Below are 15,461 nucleotides of genomic sequence, written 5' to 3'. Positions count from 1 at the left end.
ATAATCAAATAGTGGGAACAAAGGATTATGATAGCTCCTTTTGTAGGGGCTTAGTTTTTTGTACCCAATTTAAGAATACTTTTGCCTTATCAATTTTGACATATCCCCAAAAACAGCAATCACAAACAGGTGTATGCTGTATATGTGTATGTCCGCAACTTATAATCCCCAGTGGTAAAAGTATTTTACTGCTGGGGATTTTTATGCCCTTTGGGGCTGTAAAGGGAGGACAATCACATGAAAATAATCAATATTGGAATTCTTGCCCATGTAGACGCTGGAAAGACGACCTTGACGGAGAGCCTGCTATATGCCAGCGGAGCCATTTCAGAACCGGGGAGCGTCGAAAAAGGGACAACGAGGACGGACACCATGTTTTTGGAGCGGCAGCGTGGGATTACCATTCAAGCGGCAGTCACTTCCTTCCAGTGGCACAGATGTAAAGTTAACATTGTGGATACGCCCGGCCACATGGATTTTTTGGCGGAGGTGTACCGCTCTTTGGCTGTTTTAGATGGGGCCATCTTGGTGATCTCCGCTAAAGATGGCGTGCAGGCCCAGACCCGTATTCTGTTCCATGCCCTGCGGAAAATGAACATTCCCACCGTTATCTTTATCAACAAGATCGACCAGGCTGGCGTTGATTTGCAGAGCGTGGTTCAGTCTGTTCGGGATAAGCTCTCCGCCGATATTATCATCAAGCAGACGGTGTCGCTGTCCCCGGAAATAGTCCTGGAGGAAAATACCGACATAGAAGCATGGGATGCGGTCATCGAAAATAACGATGAATTATTGGAAAAGTATATCGCAGGAGAACCAATCAGCCGGGAAAAACTTGCGCGGGAGGAACAGCAGCGGGTTCAAGACGCCTCCCTGTTCCCAGTCTATCATGGCAGCGCCAAAAATGGCCTTGGCATTCAACCGTTGATGGATGCGGTGACAGGGCTGTTCCAACCGATTGGGGAACAGGGGGGCGCCGCCCTATGCGGCAGCGTTTTCAAGGTTGAGTACACCGATTGCGGCCAGCGGCGTGTCTATCTACGGTTATACAGCGGAACGCTGCGCCTGCGGGATACGGTGGCCCTGGCCGGGAGAGAAAAGCTGAAAATCACAGAGATGCGTATTCCATCCAAAGGGGAAATTGTTCGGACAGACACCGCTTATCAGGGTGAAATTGTTATCCTTCCCAGCGACAGCGTGAGGTTAAACGATGTATTAGGGGACCAAACCCGGCTCCCTCGTAAAAGGTGGCGCGAGGACCCCCTCCCCATGCTGCGGACGACGATTGCGCCGAAAACGGCAGCGCAAAGAGAACGGCTGCTGGACGCTCTTACGCAACTTGCGGATACTGACCCGCTTTTGCGTTGCGAAGTGGATTCCATCACCCATGAGATCATTCTTTCTTTTTTGGGCCGGGTGCAGTTGGAGGTTGTTTCCGCTTTGCTGTCGGAAAAATACAAGCTTGAAACAGTGGTAAAGGAACCCTCCGTCATTTATATGGAGCGGCCGCTCAAAGCAGCCAGCCACACCATCCATATCGAGGTGCCGCCCAACCCGTTTTGGGCATCCATAGGACTGTCTGTTACACCACTCTCGCTTGGCTCCGGTGTACAATACGAGAGCCGGGTTTCGCTGGGATACTTGAACCAGAGTTTTCAAAACGCTGTCAGGGATGGTATCCGTTACGGGCTGGAGCAGGGCTTGTTCGGCTGGAACGTAACGGACTGTAAGATTTGCTTTGAATACGGGCTTTATTACAGTCCGGTCAGCACGCCGGCGGACTTCCGCTCATTGGCCCCGATTGTATTGGAACAGGCATTGAAGGAATCGGGGACGCAGCTGCTGGAACCTTATCTCTCCTTCATCCTCTATGCGCCCCAGGAATACCTTTCCAGGGCTTATCATGATGCACCGAAATACTGTGCCACCATCGAAACGGCCCAGGTAAAAAAGGATGAAGTTGTCTTTACTGGCGAGATTCCCGCCCGCTGTATACAGGCATACCGTACTGATCTGGCCTTTTACACCAACGGGCGGAGCGTATGCCTTACAGAGCTGAAAGGATATCAGGCCGCTGTCGGTCAGCCGGTCATCCAGCCCCGCCGTCCAAACAGCCGCCTGGACAAGGTGCGCCATATGTTTCAGAAGGTAATGTAAAGATACATAATCGTCAAGACGGCAACAATCAGAAGTTATGGAGGGTAACAATGGAATATAGTAAGGAAGATTTAATGGAAGCAAAAAAGCAAATTTGGGGAGTGGGAGAGAACATGGGAACAGAGGAAAGTAAAAAAATCTGGGAGGAGAACGCACAATTTTGGGATAATGCAATGGGTGACGAATCTAATGAATTTCACAGAGAGGTAGTGCGTCCCAAAGTAACGGAACTTCTATCTCCTAATCCTGCGGATTACATTTTGGATATTGCGTGTGGCAATGGAAATTATTCTTCGTATCTTGCACAAAGAGGCGCTTCGGTTGTCGCTTTTGATTACAGCAAAAAAATGATAGAATTGGCTAAAAGACGGCAATCACAATATGCAAAACAAATTGAATTTTGTGTGGCGGATGCGACCGATAGAAAAAGTATATTAGAATTAAAAAGAAATCGAGCCTTTACGAAAGCAGTTTCTAATATGGCAATTATGGATATTACGGATATTGAACCACTTCTTATGGCTGTTTATGAACTGTTGCAGGAAAGCGGAATTTTTGTCTTTGCAACGCAACACCCTTGTTTTGTCACGTTGACTGAAAAATATATGACACCGCACAGTTACTATGATATAGCGATTGAAGGGCAACCGAAAGAGCAGATTTATTATCATCGTTCCATACAAGATATTTTTAACCTTTGTTTTAGAGCTGGATTTGTCATTGATGGATTTTATGAAGAATGTTTTAAAACCAACAAAGAAATTCCTATGGTAATGATAGTAAGGCTTAAGAAGGTAAAACGTGATAGCTTAAAATAAATTCAAGTTTGTCGGGTAAATAGCAAACCCAGCCGAGCCAGTCAACGGTCAAGATGAACGGCGCATATGCGCAGCCGTTGACAGCCCCGCCCGCCTTTGCTGGTAGGCAATCAAGGGGCGACAGCAAGAAGTGCCACCGCCCCGCACTATTATTCAGAAAGGGGAATTTCCATGACCGACCAGATAGCCTATCAAGAATATATCCAGCGCAGGTACAACGCCTTTTGCAAGACTGTTATCCGCTGTGCCGCCTTGGACAAGATTTTGAAGCTTAAACGGCAATGGGAACGGCAAGTTTCCCTTGACTATCTGATGAACGAGAAGTTTGTCCAGTTTGCCGCGTCGGAGCCGGACGAGGAATACCCATTTACCGTCTGCGGTCAGACCGTCCTGCTCTGCAACGCCGCCCTTGCCGACGCGATCTCTGTTTTGCCGGAGCAGACGCGGGAAGAAATCCTGCGCTATTACTTTCTGCGCCAGCCGCAGCGCGTGATCGGCGCGTGTATTGGCCGGTCACGCAGCACAGCGGGGCGGCATATCCAGCTTGCCTTGCAGCGGCTACGCGAAGAAATGGGGGTGAGCCGGTATGAGTAGACTTCTCCCCTATGAAACAATCCTCAAAGCCCGTGAGGGCGACCCAGAAGCCGTGAACGCTGTCCTGCTCCACTACGCCGGATATATCCGCTATTTCTCAAAAGTGAACGGGCAGGTCAACGCCGAGGTGGAGGACTATGTAAAGCAGCGGTTAATTGACTGTCAATTCAAGTTCCGGCTTGACGAACCACCGGACAAGTCATAAAAACTGAATACCAGCCGCCACCGACGCGGCCAGCGAAAGCAGTAAGTCTTGAAAAAGATTTACTGCTTTTTTTGTTGTCCGGCTCCGCTCCCGGCCATTTTGCCCCCTGCCGGTTGTAGTAGTAAGCGAGGAGGGAATTTTTCTGCCCTGGTGTTTGGCATTTGGAGCATTTACCCGTAGTAGAGGGCAAAGAGAAAGGATTTCTCCAACACCGGGTAGAAACCACTGCGTCCGGTGTCATTTTAGCGAAAGCGGGCAGGAATGCCCTTTACAGGATTAGTAGTAGCAGAAAAAGAGAAACAAACTTTTGTGGTTGCAGTTTTCCAAAAAAGTGGCGGACGGAAGTGAGAGAAAGTTTGCAGTCACGGAGAGCAAGTTTCTACCACGGTGCCAAAATCCGCAATTCTGCGGTTTTGCCCCTCGCGGGAAACTTGTTGGGGAGTGCCTTCCCCAAACCCTGCTTTGCGGCTTGCGCCGCATATCCCCGCCGCGCTCATGCGGCAAGAAAGGAGGTCACACCATGCGAAAGAAATACAACACACCCCACCGCAGCCGCGTTGTGAAAACCCGGCTGTCCGAAGATGAATATGCCGACTTCACAGCGCGGCTTGCGCCTTATGGTATCAGCCAGTCCGAATTTCTCCGGCAGGCGATACGGCGGGCGACCATACGCCCGGTTGTCCATGTGTCGGCGGTCAATGACGAACTGCTTTCCGCTGTCGGGAAGCTGACAGCGGAGTACGGCAGGATCGGCGGCAACCTCAATCAGATTGCCCGGTATCTGAACGAGTACGGCGCACCCTACAACGCCCTTTCCGGCGAGGTACGCGCCGCCATAGCCGACCTTGCCGCCCTCAAGTATGAAGTCCTTAAGAAAGTAGGTGACGCGGTTGGCAACACTCAAACATTTAGGCTCTAAGAACGCCGACTACGGAGCCGCCGAAGCCTATCTGACCTTTGAGCATGACGAGTTTACCATGAAGCCCACCCTTGACGAACAGGGGCGGCTAATCCCCCGCGAGGACTACCGGCTGTCCACGCTGAACTGCGGCGAGGAGGATTTTGCGGTTGCCTGTATGCGCTCCAATCTCCGCTATGGGAAGAACCAGCGGCGGGAAGATGTGAAAAGCCACCACTACATCATCAGCTTTGACCCACGGGACGCAGCAGACAACGGCTTGACCGTAGACCGGGCGCAGGCGTTGGGCGAGAAGTTTTGCGCCGAGCATTTCCCCGGCCACCAAGCCCTGATATGCACCCACCCGGACGGGCATAACCACAGCGGCAACATTCATGTGCATATCGTCATCAACAGCCTGCGGATTGCGGAAGTCCCGTTCCTGCCCTACATGGACAGGCCAGCCGACACAAAGGCCGGTTGCAAGCACCGCTGTACCGACGCCGCCTTGCGCTACTTCAAATCCGAAGTCATGGAGATGTGCCACCGGGAGGGGCTTTACCAAATCGACCTCTTGAATGGCAGCAAGAACCGCGTCACGGAACGGGAGTATTGGGCGCAGAAAAAGGGACAGGCCGCGCTGGACAAGCAGAACGCCCCCATGCTTGCGGATGGTATCACACCCCGGCAGACCAAGTTTGAAACGAACAAGGAAAAGCTGCGGCAGACCATACGAAAAGCCCTTTCCACCGCTGCCAGCTTTGACGAGTTTTCCTCTCTGCTGCTGCGGGAGGGCGTGACCGTCAAGGAGAGCCGGGGGCGGCTTTCCTACCTCACGCCGGACAGGACGAAGCCCATTACCGCCCGAAAGCTGGGCGACGATTTTGACCGCGCCGCTGTTCTTGCCGTTTTGGAGCAGAACGCCGCCAGAGCAGCCGAAGCGCCCGCCACCCCGCGCACCATAAAAGACCGTTTGCAGGCCGCCAGAGCCGAGATAGCAGCCCCCAAACAGGACGGTGTGCAGCGGCTTGTGGACATAGCCGCCAAGAGAGCCGAGGGCAAGGGTAAAGGCTACGAGCATTGGGCGAAGATACACAATCTGAAACAGGCGGCAAAGACGCTGAATGTGTATCAAGAATACGGCTTTACTTCCCCGGAGCAGCTGGAAGCGGCCATAGACACCGCCTATGCGGAAATGCGGCAGGCCGGCGGCGAACTGAAAACGCTGGAAACCAAGCTGCAAGGGAAAAAGGAGTTGCAGCGGCAGGTGTTGGCTTACGCCCAGACCAAACCCGCCCGTGACGGGCTGAAAGCGCAGAAATCCGAGAAAGCCCGCGCCGCATACCGGCAGGCGCATGAGAGCGATTTTATCATAGCCGAGGCCGCCGCCCGGTATTTCCGGGAGCATGGCATTACCAAGCTGCCCGCCCGGAAAGCGTTGCAGGCCGAGATCGAGCAGCTTATTTCCCAAAAAGACAGCCTTTACAACGGCTACCGGGAACAGAAACAGCGGTTCAAGGAGTTGCAGACGGTTAAACGGAACATCGACCAAATTCTGCGCCGGGAGGAACCGAACCCCAGAAAGGAGCAGAGCCATGAGCGATAATGTACCCCGCATGGACTACCGCCAGCACCGGCGGGCGCGGCGGCTGGTGCATGAGTGCTGTAACTACGACGAGGGGAACTGCCTGCTTTTGGATGACGGGGAGCCTTGCGTGTGCGTCCAGAGCATTTCCTATTCCCTCATGTGCCGCTGGTTCCGTGTGGCTGTCCTGCCCCTTGACGGGGAGCTGACCGCAGCACTCTTGTCCCGGGGAAGCCGGAAACGGTGCGCGGTCTGCGGGGCGGCTTTTGTCCCCAAATCCAACCGGGGAAAATACTGCCCCGACTGCGCCGCCAAAGTGCGCCGCCGCAAGGAAGCCGAGCGGCAGCGCAAACGCTACCACCTTTCTACGCATTTAGGGGCTTTCAAACCCTTGTAAATCAAGGATTTTTTACCCGCCCTCAACGGGGGCTTGATAGATTTATCCTTTTCCCCCGGAAACGGCGTTCTAAATGCGTACAAATGCCCCAAATCAACCCAAAGGAGGAACCATGTCAGATAACCGAAAATATTACTACCTGAAGCTGAAAGAGAACTACTTTGACGAGGACGCTATCGTGCTGCTGGAGAGTATGCAGGACGGTGTACTCTACTCCAACATCCTCTTGAAGCTGTACTTGAAATCGCTGAAAAACGGCGGGAAGTTGCAGCTTGATGAAAATATCCCCTATACCGCCCAGATGATTGCTACCATAACCCGCCAGCAAGTCGGCACCGTAGAACGGGCCTTGCAGATCTTTATGAAACTGGGGCTTGTGGAGCCGCTGCAAAACGGCGCGCTGTATATGAGCAACATTGAACTGCTGATCGGCCAATCCTCTACCGAGGGGGAGCGGAAACGGCGGGCAAGGCTGGCTTTGCAGGAGCAAAAAGCCTTGCCAAAGGCCGGGGCGGACAAATGTCCACCATATCAAGCGGACATTTGTCCACCAGAGTTAGAGATAGAGAAAGAGAAAGAGATAGAGATAGAAAAAGAGAGAGAGCGAGAGTTAGATACGGGACAGGCCACCCGCGCCGCCTATGGCCGGTATGGAAATGTCTTTCTGACCCAATCGGAACTGGACGGGCTGAAAGCTGACCTGCCCGGCAAATGGGACTACTACATTGACCGGCTATCCTGTCATATCGCGTCCAGCGGCAGGACATACCGCAGCCATGCCGCCACGATTTACAAATGGGCGCAGGAGGACACCGCCAAGAAAGCCCCCAAAAAGGGCATACCCGACTACTCATGCAAGGAGGGCGAGAGTTTATGAAGAACGAAATCAACGCTGTTTTGGGAAATATGACGACCACCACACCAGAGCCGGAGGACTACACCGGCGAGGACGGTTTGCTGTACTGCGGCAAGTGCCACAAGCCCAAAGAAGCCTACTTCCCGGAGGGCAAGGCATTGTTTGGGCTTGACCGCCACCCGGCAGAGTGCGACTGCCAGAGAGCGCAGCGGATTGAGCGTGAAGCCGCCGAACAGCGGCGCAGGCACCTTGACACCGTGGAGGAACTAAAACGCCGGGGCTTTACCGACCCCACCATGTGGGACTGGACTTTTGAAAACGACAACGGCAGGAACCCGCAGACCGAACTTGCCCGCCGGTATGTGGAGCATTGGGAGGATATGCGAGCCGACAACATCGGCTGCCTGTTCTGGGGCGGCGTGGGAACCGGGAAAAGCTACCTTGCGGGCTGTATCGCAAACGCCCTCATGGAGAAAGAAATCCCTGTCCACATGACGAACTTTGCCCTTATCCTCAATGACCTTGCCGCCAGCTTTGAAGGGCGCAATGAGTACATTTCCCGCCTTTGCCGCTATCCGCTTCTGATCCTTGACGACTTCGGCATGGAGCGTGGCACCGAGTACGGGCTGGAACAGGTTTTCAATGTGATAGACAGCCGTTACCGCAGCGGCAAGCCGCTGATCGTCACCACTAACCTCACGCTGGACGACCTGCACAACCCGGAGGATACCGCCCATTCCCGGATTTATGACCGGCTGCTTTCCATGTGCGTCCCGGTGCGCTTTACCGGCGACAACTTCCGGCAGGAAGCTGCACAGCGGAAAATGGAGAGCATGAAGAAACTGATTACTGACTGAAAGGAGTATTGACTATGGCAGATAACAAGCAGCACGACAACCGAACCACCCGCCGCCCCGACTGCGTGACAGAAATCCGCATGGGCAATTCCGTCCTTGTCGTGTCCGGCTATTTCAAGAAAGACACCACAACCACCGCTGCCGATAAAATGGCGCGGGTACTGGAAGCGGAAGCCGCTGCTACACAGAAACCGACTTATCCGGCGTGAGCCGAAGCATGGAAAAAGCGGCCATGCCGGGGAGCGTGGCCGCTGGAACGATAGCCGGATTTGAGATTATTTCTGCTTTCTTTTTCTGCTTCCGATTATTGATACTGCAAACACAAAACAGGCAATGAGCAGATAGAAAATCCAATCCTTTGTAAATATCGCCGCTATCAGTAAAACGATTGCGATAACAATAGAAATAGCTAATAAAACACTTCTTTTCATAAGTGCTACTCCTCTAAACAAGCCGAGATTTTGTAATAAAATAAGTATAGCATACGAATTTGAATTTTTCTACCACCATATTTGCAACGAGAAGCCTTGAAATAAAAATTATCATTTTTTATAGACTATAAAGAAGCGGTTTTGACGCTTTTACCGCTATACAGCCCCCGCTGTTCCGTGGTACAATAAAGTTACGGAATAGTAGGGCTGGCTGTCGGAAACGGAGGATTTTATGTTAAGACAAGCCACCCAAAACCTGATTACCGCCCTTTATCCGAGATTGTCCCATGAGGACGAATTGCAAGGCGAGAGCAATTCCATATCGAACCAAAAAAGGATACTCGAAGCCTACGCAAAACAGAACGGCTTTACCAATCTGCGCTGGTACACCGACGACGGTTATTCCGGGGCAAATTTCCAAAGGCCGGGCTTTCAGTCTATGCTTGCAGACATTGAAGCCGGAAAAGTGGGAACCGTTATCGTCAAGGATATGTCGAGGTTGGGGCGAAACTATCTGCAAGTGGGGTTTTACACGGAAATGCTGTTCCCTCAAAAGGGTGTGCGTTTTATCGCTGTCAACGACAATGTGGACAGCGCAAACGGCGGCATGGACAACGATTTTACCCCGTTGCGAAATCTGTTCAACGAATGGCTGGTGAGAGATACGAGCAAGAAAATCAAGGCAGTAAAAAGGTCAAAAGGTATGAGCGGAAAGCCTGTTACCAGCAAGCCGGTTTACGGCTATGTGATGGACGAGGACGAGAATTTCATCATAGACGAGGAAGCCGCCCCGGTGGTACAGCAGATTTACCAGCTTTGCCTTGCCGGGAACGGCCCGACCAAGATTGCCCGTATGCTGACGGAGCAGCAAATCCCCACGCCGGGAACGCTGGAATACCGCAGGACGGGCAGCACCCGCCGTTATCACCCCGGCTATGAGTGCAAGTGGGCAACAAACACCGTCGTTCATATCCTCGAAAACCGGGAATACACCGGCTGTCTGGTGAACTTCAAGACGGAAAAGCCCTCTTACAAGGTCAAGCACAGCGTAGAGAACCCCATCGAAAAGCAGGCCATTTTTGAGAACCACCATGAGCCGCTGATCGACACGGAAACATGGGAGCGTGTGCAGGAGTTACGCAAGCAGCGCAAACGCCCGAACCGCTATGATGAAGTGGGGCTGTTCTCCGGTATGCTGTTCTGCGCCGACTGCGGCCATGTGCTGTATCAACAGCGGTATCAGAACAAAGACCGTAAACAGGACTGTTACATCTGCGGCAGCTACAAGAAACGCACCCGCGACTGTACGGCGCACTTTATCCGCACCGACCTGCTGACCGCCGGTGTCCTCTCCAATCTCCGGCAGGTGACGGAATATGCTGCCAAGCATGAGAGCCGCTTTGTGAAGCTGCTGATCCAACAGAACGAAATCGGCGGCAAGCGAAAGACCGCTGCGGCCACCAAGCAGCTTGAACAGGCGCAGGAACGCATTTCTGAAATCAGCCGCATGATTAAGCGGCTGTATGAGGACAATGTAAACGGCAAAATCAGCGACGAGCGTTTCATGGAACTGTCGGCTGACTACGAAGCCGAGCAAGCGGAACTGAAAAAGAGAGCCGCCGCCCTGCAAGCCGAACTGGACAAATCTCAGGCAGCCACCGTCAACGCCGAGAAATTCATGGGCATTGTCCGCAAGCACCTTGCCTTTGAAGAACTGACCCCCACCCTCTTGCGGGAAATGATTGAGAAAATCGTGGTGCATGAGTGCAGCTACGACGAGAACGGCACCCGCAGGCAGGACATTGAGATTTATTACAGCTTTGTCGGCAAGATTGACTTGCCTGAATAACCGCCCGACCTATCCGACACAATGGCCAAGTGCCGGATAGGAACGGCAAAATTTTTTACACTTCTATTGCTTCTTTATCACACATTAGTAAAAAGCCAGGGCATCAAGCAGCTCATGGCGGGCGGCGGTGTTGCCCTCATCGGCATCACCCTGATCCCCCTGCTGTCCGGTCTGCTGTCCACTACCTGATGTCCGCCAACAAACCCCACGGGAGGCCTCGGCACACGGGGCCTCCCGGAAAGGAGGTGATCCCCGTTGATTTTTGACGCAATACAGGAGTGGTTCCAAGAACTGCTCATTGACGGTATCATATCCAACCTGACCGGGATGTTTGATACCCTGAACACAAAGGTGGGCGAGATCGCCGGGGAGGTCGGCATGACGCCCGCCGCCTGGAACAGCGGCATCTTCAATATGATCCGCAGCCTTTCGGAAACGGTCATCGTCCCCATCGCCGGCATCGTCCTCACCTTTGTCATGTGCTACGAGCTGATCCAGCTCATCGTCGAGAAGAACAACCTTCACGATTTCGACACATGGATCTTCTTCAAGTGGATTTTCAAAACCTTCTGCGCGGTGTTGATCGTCACGAACACCTGGAACATTGTCATGGCGGTGTTCGATGTGGCGCAGAATGTGGTCAACCAGTCGGCAGGTGTCATCATTTCGGATGCGGGCATCGACATATCCAGCGTGACCGCTGATCTGGAGACCCAGCTTGCAGACTGGAGCATCGGCGCCCTGCTGGGGCTGTGGTTCCAGAGCATCTTCGTGGGACTGTGTACGCAGATACTTTCCATCTGCATCTTCCTGGTCATTTACGGCAGAATTATTGAGGTGTATTTGGTCACTTCGATAGGTCCCATCCCCTTTGCCACGATGGTCAACCGGGAATGGGGAAACACAGGGCAGAACTATCTCCGTTCCCTGCTGGCCCTGGGCTTCCAGGCGTTCCTCATAATGATCTGCGTGGGCATCTATGCGGTGCTGGTGGAAGGTATTTCGCTCAGCGGCGACAACATTTCCGGCGCTATCTGGGGGTGCATGGGGTACACGGTGCTCCTGTGTTTCACTCTCTTTAAGACCGGCAGCCTCGCAAAATCCCTGTTCGGGGCGCACTAAGGGGGTGGCTGATTGAAGGTTGGATTGATCGATGTGGATTCTCACAACTTTCCAAATCTCTGTCTGATGAAACTCTCCGAATACCATACCCGGCGGGGCGACCGGGTGGAGTGGTGGAGCCCCAAGGGGCATTACGACCTGGTCTATAAAAGCCGGGTGTTCACGGATACCTATTCCAGAGACAACATCACCGTGACCAATGCGGACCAGGTCATCCAGGGCGGCACCGGCTACGGGCCGGGCGGGAAAGACCTTCCGTATGAGATTGAGCACATCCGGCCGGACTACTTTCTCTATCCGCGGTTTTTAGGAGCAGCCTACGGATTTTTGAGCCGAGGCTGTCCGAGAAACTGCGGATTTTGCATTGTCAGCGGTAAAGAAGGGCGCAGGAGCGTCAAGGTCGCTGACCTCTTTGAATTTTGGCGCGGCGAGGATGAGATCAAACTGCTGGACCCCAATCTGCTGGCTTGCCCGGACCATGAGGCGCTGCTGGAGCAGCTTGCCGACAGCCGGGCGCTGGTGGATTTCACTCAGGGGCTGGACATCCGACTGACCAGCCCAGACAACATTTCCCTGCTGAACAAGGTGTGAACCAAGGCGGTACATTTTGCCTGGGATAACCCGGAGGAGGATTTGACGGAGTATTTCCGCCGCTTTGTGGAGCATACCGCCATCCGAAGCGACCGAAACCGGCGTGTCTATGTGCTGACCAACTATGGAAGCACCCATGAGCAAGGCCTTTACCGGGTGAACACCTTGCGGGCTTTGGGGTATGACCCCTATGTAATGATCTATGAGCGCCCCACCGCCCCTAAGATTACCCGCCATCTTCAGCGGTGGGTGAACAATAAGCGAATTTTCCATGCGGTAAAAGATTTCAAAGACTATATTCCCACAAGAAGGAGTTGATGTGATTGGCCTATGTAACGATCCCGAAGGACCTGAGCAAGGTGCAGAGCAAGGTCCTGTTCGGGCTGACCAAGCGGCAGGTGATTTGTTTCGGAACGGCAGCGCTGATTGGCGTGCCACTTTTCTTTTTAGCCAAGGACACGCTGGGCACCACCACGGCGGCTCTGTGCATGATCCTGGTCATGCTGCCCTTCTTCCTGTTCGCCATGTACGAGCGGAACGGGCAGCCCCTGGAGGTGTTCCTTGGGCACCTCATTCAGAACAAGTTTATCCGCCCAAAGGTGCGGATCTACCAAACCAACAACCTGTACTCCGCGCTTGTGCGGCAGCACGAATTGGAACAGGAGGTGAGAGCGATTGCAGGCAAAAACCGCAAGACCCGGAAAAACGGCAAAGCCCAGACGTAAGCTGACCCGTGACGAGCGCAGGCAGATCGAGGCGGTGATCCGGCAGGCCAAGGGCGACGGGAAAGCCCATACGGTGCAGGACAGCATCCCTTTCCGCAATATGTTCCCGGACGGCCTGTGTCGGCTGGATGGCGGTGCCTTCTCCAAAACCATCGCCTATGAGGATGTGAATTACCGTCTGGCAGGGCCGGAGGATCAGCGGAGCATCTTTGAAAGCCTCTGCGACTTCTATAACGGCTATGACCCCACCATTGGGGTGCAAATGACACTCAGTAGCCGGTATGTGGAGCATGGACCGGAGGAGGACCTGTTCGGCATCCGTCCCCAGGGCAACGACCTGGACCCCATCCGTGAGGACGCAGCCGGGATACTCCGTTTCCAGTATGAACGGGGCAGCAACGGTTATGTGAAAACCAAGTATGTCACCCTGACCATCGAGGCGGAGAACCTGGTGGCGGCGCGGGCTCGGTTTGCCCGTATTGAGACCGACACCCTCAACCGCTTCAAGGTCATGGGGGCCGCCGCCCATGTGCTGGACGGGAAAGAGCGGCTGGAGCTGCTTCACGGCATCCTTCACCCGGAGGGCGGAAGGTTCGCTTTCGATTGGGACTGGCTGGCGCCCAGCGGCCTTTCGGTCAAGGACTTCATCGCCCCGTCCTCCTTCCATTTCGGAGAAACCCGTACCTTCCGCATCGGCGAGATGTACGGCGCAGTCAGCTTTTTGCAGATCACCGCCCCGGAGATCCACGACCGCATTTTGGCGGAGTTTATGGAGACCGAGGGCAATATCCTGGTGACTATGCACATCCGGGGCATCAACCAAAACGAAGCCATAAAAATGGTAAAACGGAAGATCACCGACCTGGACGCTATGAAGATTGCGGAGCAGAAGCGGGCGGTGCGCAGCGGGTATGACATGGACATCCTCCCCAGCGACCTTGCCACCTACGGCGGCGCGGCCAAGACTATCCTCCAGGATCTGCAAAGCCGGAACGAGCGAATGTTCAATCTGACCTTCCTGGTTATGCACATGGCGGCAACCAAGCAGAAGTTGGAGATCGCCGTATCTCAGGCGGCCAGCGTCGCCCAGACCTACAACTGCCTCCTCACCCGGCTGGACTTCCAGCAAGAGGATGGGCTGATGAGTAGCCTCCCCCTGGGTCTGAACCGTATCAAGATCGAACGCAGCCTCACCACATCGGCCCTGGCGGTGTTCGTCCCCTTTGTCACCCAGGAATTGTTCATGGGCGGCGAGTCCATGTATTACGGCCTGAACGCCCTCTCCAACAACATGATCCTGCTGGACCGCAAGCAGTCGCGGTGTCCCAACGGTCTGGTGTTTGGTACGCCGGGCAGCGGCAAATCCATGAGCTGTAAGCGGGAGATCACCTTCATCATCCTGACCACCAAAGATAATGTCATCATCTGCGACCCGGAGGATGAATATTCTCCCCTGGTGAAGCGGCTGGGCGGTCAGGTAATCCGGCTGTCTCCATCCAGCACCGACTATGTGAACCCCCTGGACATCAATCTCAACTACTCGGACGAGGAGAACCCGCTGGCGTTAAAAAGTGATTTTGTTCTGTCCTTCTGCGAGCTCATCATGGGCAGTAAGACAGGGCTGGAGGCCATCGAAAAAACCGTCATCGACCGGGCTGTGCAGAAGATCTATCAGCCTTATTTTGCCGACCCCAGACCGGAGAATATGCCCATCCTGGGCGATTTGATGGAGGCGCTTCTGGCACAAGGCATCCCGGAGGCTGACCGGGTAGCCCAGGCGCTGGACCTCTATGTGAACGGTTCGCTGAACTTCTTTAACCACCGCACCACCGTGGACATCCGCAACCGCCTTGTCTGCTTTGACATCAAGGGCCTGGGCAAGAACCTGAAAAAGCCCGGTATGCTCATTGTCCAGGACGCGGTGTGGAACACCGTCACCATCAACCGGGCCATCGGCCGGTCTACCTGGTATTTCGTGGACGAGTTCCACCTTCTGCTGAAGGAGGAACAGACCGCAGCGTACAGCGCCGAGATTTGGAAACGGTTCAGAAAGTGGGGCGGCGTGCCGACCGGGGCGACACAGAACCCCAAAGATCTGCTTTCCTCCCCGGAGATCGAGAACATTCTGGAAAACAGCGATTTCATCTATATGCTCAACCAGGCCGCCGGCGACCGGAAGATACTGGCGGAGCGGCTGAACATCTCCCCGGAGCAGCTTGCCTATGTGACCAATTCCGACCCCGGCCACGGGCTGCTGTTCTTCAACAATGTCATCCTGCCCTTTGCGGACGACTTCCCCAAGGATACGGAGCTTTACAAGCTGCTCACCACCAAACCCAGCGAGGTGGAGCACGCGGCGGAAACGGAGGCATGAAT

General features: G+C 54.0%; 15 protein-coding genes and 3 pseudogenes. 17 read left to right on the top strand and 1 reads right to left on the bottom strand.

Annotated features, from left to right (window positions below; translation table 11 throughout):
• The first annotated feature begins 237 nt into the window (after positions 1 to 237).
• From tet(W) to B5E53_RS09390, 10 genes are all read left to right on the top strand, one after another.
• Positions 238 to 2,157, top strand: a complete 1,920-nt coding sequence (gene tet(W), locus B5E53_RS09445; protein ID WP_002586627.1) for a tetracycline resistance ribosomal protection protein Tet(W) — start codon at positions 238 to 240, stop codon at positions 2,155 to 2,157.
• 50 nt (positions 2,158 to 2,207) lie between these two features.
• Positions 2,208 to 2,975 carry a class I SAM-dependent methyltransferase gene (locus B5E53_RS09440; RefSeq protein ID WP_002586626.1) on the top strand — a complete coding sequence of 256 codons (768 nt, stop codon included), beginning with the start codon at positions 2,208 to 2,210 and terminating at the stop codon, positions 2,973 to 2,975.
• Positions 2,976 to 3,146: 171 nt separating this feature from the next.
• On the top strand, positions 3,147 to 3,569 hold the full coding sequence (locus B5E53_RS09430; protein ID WP_002586616.1) for a sigma-70 family RNA polymerase sigma factor: 423 nt from the start codon (positions 3,147 to 3,149) through the stop codon (positions 3,567 to 3,569).
• Positions 3,562 to 3,774 (top strand): helix-turn-helix domain-containing protein, encoded by a 213-nt coding sequence (locus B5E53_RS09425; RefSeq protein ID WP_002586615.1) that lies wholly within the window; start codon positions 3,562 to 3,564, stop codon positions 3,772 to 3,774. The genes B5E53_RS09430 and B5E53_RS09425 overlap by 8 nt, the downstream gene beginning before the upstream one ends.
• Positions 3,775 to 4,294: 520 nt before the next feature.
• A complete protein-coding gene (gene mobC / locus B5E53_RS09415; protein WP_087314386.1) occupies positions 4,295 to 4,693 on the top strand; it encodes a plasmid mobilization relaxosome protein MobC in 399 nt (132 codons plus the stop codon).
• Complete coding sequence (locus tag B5E53_RS09410) at positions 4,665 to 6,278, top strand: relaxase/mobilization nuclease domain-containing protein (RefSeq protein ID WP_087314384.1); 1,614 nt, start codon at positions 4,665 to 4,667, stop codon at positions 6,276 to 6,278. The genes mobC and B5E53_RS09410 overlap by 29 nt, the downstream gene beginning before the upstream one ends.
• The gene (locus tag B5E53_RS09405) at positions 6,268 to 6,654 is read left to right on the top strand and encodes a cysteine-rich VLP domain-containing protein (protein WP_087314382.1); all 387 of its coding nucleotides are present in this window, start codon (positions 6,268 to 6,270) and stop codon (positions 6,652 to 6,654) included. Before B5E53_RS09410 ends, B5E53_RS09405 begins: the two co-directional genes overlap by 11 nt.
• Positions 6,655 to 6,766: 112 nt before the next feature.
• Positions 6,767 to 7,531 carry a phage replisome organizer N-terminal domain-containing protein gene (locus B5E53_RS09400; protein ID WP_087314380.1) on the top strand — a complete coding sequence of 255 codons (765 nt, stop codon included), beginning with the start codon at positions 6,767 to 6,769 and terminating at the stop codon, positions 7,529 to 7,531.
• Positions 7,528 to 8,367 (top strand): ATP-binding protein, encoded by an 840-nt coding sequence (locus B5E53_RS09395; protein WP_087314378.1) that lies wholly within the window; start codon positions 7,528 to 7,530, stop codon positions 8,365 to 8,367. The genes B5E53_RS09400 and B5E53_RS09395 overlap by 4 nt, the downstream gene beginning before the upstream one ends.
• Before the next feature lie 14 nt (positions 8,368 to 8,381).
• Entirely contained in the window at positions 8,382 to 8,576 is a 195-nt protein-coding gene (locus tag B5E53_RS09390; RefSeq protein ID WP_087314376.1) for a transposon-encoded TnpW family protein, read from the top strand.
• A gap of 66 nt (positions 8,577 to 8,642) precedes the next feature.
• Here the strand turns inward: B5E53_RS09390 and B5E53_RS19265 are convergent, their stop codons facing one another.
• Complete coding sequence (locus B5E53_RS19265) at positions 8,643 to 8,798, bottom strand: hypothetical protein (protein ID WP_162611880.1); 156 nt, start codon at positions 8,796 to 8,798, stop codon at positions 8,643 to 8,645.
• Positions 8,799 to 9,030: 232 nt separating this feature from the next.
• Here B5E53_RS19265 and B5E53_RS09385 point away from each other — a divergent pair, with 232 nt between their 5' ends.
• The 7 genes and pseudogenes from B5E53_RS09385 to B5E53_RS09360 all read left to right on the top strand — a co-directional run bounded on the left by B5E53_RS09385 (position 9,031) and on the right by B5E53_RS09360 (position 15,459).
• Positions 9,031 to 10,647 carry a recombinase family protein gene (locus tag B5E53_RS09385; RefSeq protein WP_087314374.1) on the top strand — a complete coding sequence of 539 codons (1,617 nt, stop codon included), beginning with the start codon at positions 9,031 to 9,033 and terminating at the stop codon, positions 10,645 to 10,647.
• Positions 10,648 to 10,676: 29 nt separating this feature from the next.
• Positions 10,677 to 10,784: pseudogene (locus B5E53_RS20125) on the top strand (hypothetical protein); the annotation flags it as partial.
• Positions 10,738 to 10,836: pseudogene (locus tag B5E53_RS20120) on the top strand (Maff2 family protein); the annotation flags it as partial. The pseudogenes B5E53_RS20125 and B5E53_RS20120, both read left to right, overlap by 47 nt.
• Positions 10,837 to 10,902: 66 nt before the next feature.
• A complete protein-coding gene (locus tag B5E53_RS09375; protein ID WP_087314370.1) occupies positions 10,903 to 11,769 on the top strand; it encodes a CD0415/CD1112 family protein in 867 nt (288 codons plus the stop codon).
• Between the two features lie 12 nt (positions 11,770 to 11,781).
• Positions 11,782 to 12,678, top strand: a pseudogene (locus tag B5E53_RS09370) (radical SAM protein).
• Between the two features lie 5 nt (positions 12,679 to 12,683).
• Positions 12,684 to 13,085, top strand: a complete 402-nt coding sequence (locus B5E53_RS09365; RefSeq protein WP_087314368.1) for a PrgI family protein — start codon at positions 12,684 to 12,686, stop codon at positions 13,083 to 13,085.
• Entirely contained in the window at positions 13,036 to 15,459 is a 2,424-nt protein-coding gene (locus B5E53_RS09360) for a conjugal transfer protein TraE (protein WP_087314365.1), read from the top strand. The genes B5E53_RS09365 and B5E53_RS09360 overlap by 50 nt, the downstream gene beginning before the upstream one ends.
• Positions 15,460 to 15,461 lie beyond the last annotated feature (2 nt).

It is taken from the genome of Eubacterium sp. An11, from assembly GCF_002161065.1.
GTDB classification, from domain to species: domain Bacteria; phylum Bacillota; class Clostridia; order Lachnospirales; family Lachnospiraceae; genus Anaerobutyricum; species Anaerobutyricum faecale.
The sequence above is the reverse complement of the archived record's forward strand: the minus strand, read 5'-3'. Positions and strand labels throughout refer to the sequence as shown.

Bases quoted from the DNA above. Each gene is read 5' to 3' on its own strand.
- B5E53_RS09440 (WP_002586626.1), top strand. From the start codon at position 2,208: ATGGAATATAGTAAGGAAGATTTAATGGAAGCAAAAAAGCAAATTTGG.
- B5E53_RS09430 (WP_002586616.1), top strand. From the start codon at position 3,147: ATGACCGACCAGATAGCCTATCAAGAATATATCCAGCGCAGGTACAAC.
- B5E53_RS09425 (WP_002586615.1), top strand. From the start codon at position 3,562: ATGAGTAGACTTCTCCCCTATGAAACAATCCTCAAAGCCCGTGAGGGC.
- mobC (WP_087314386.1), top strand. From the start codon at position 4,295: ATGCGAAAGAAATACAACACACCCCACCGCAGCCGCGTTGTGAAAACC.
- B5E53_RS09405 (WP_087314382.1), top strand. From the start codon at position 6,268: ATGAGCGATAATGTACCCCGCATGGACTACCGCCAGCACCGGCGGGCG.
- B5E53_RS09400 (WP_087314380.1), top strand. From the start codon at position 6,767: ATGTCAGATAACCGAAAATATTACTACCTGAAGCTGAAAGAGAACTAC.
- B5E53_RS09395 (WP_087314378.1), top strand. From the start codon at position 7,528: ATGAAGAACGAAATCAACGCTGTTTTGGGAAATATGACGACCACCACA.
- B5E53_RS09390 (WP_087314376.1), top strand. From the start codon at position 8,382: ATGGCAGATAACAAGCAGCACGACAACCGAACCACCCGCCGCCCCGAC.
- B5E53_RS19265 (WP_162611880.1), bottom strand. From the start codon at position 8,798: ATGAAAAGAAGTGTTTTATTAGCTATTTCTATTGTTATCGCAATCGTT.
- B5E53_RS09385 (WP_087314374.1), top strand. From the start codon at position 9,031: ATGTTAAGACAAGCCACCCAAAACCTGATTACCGCCCTTTATCCGAGA.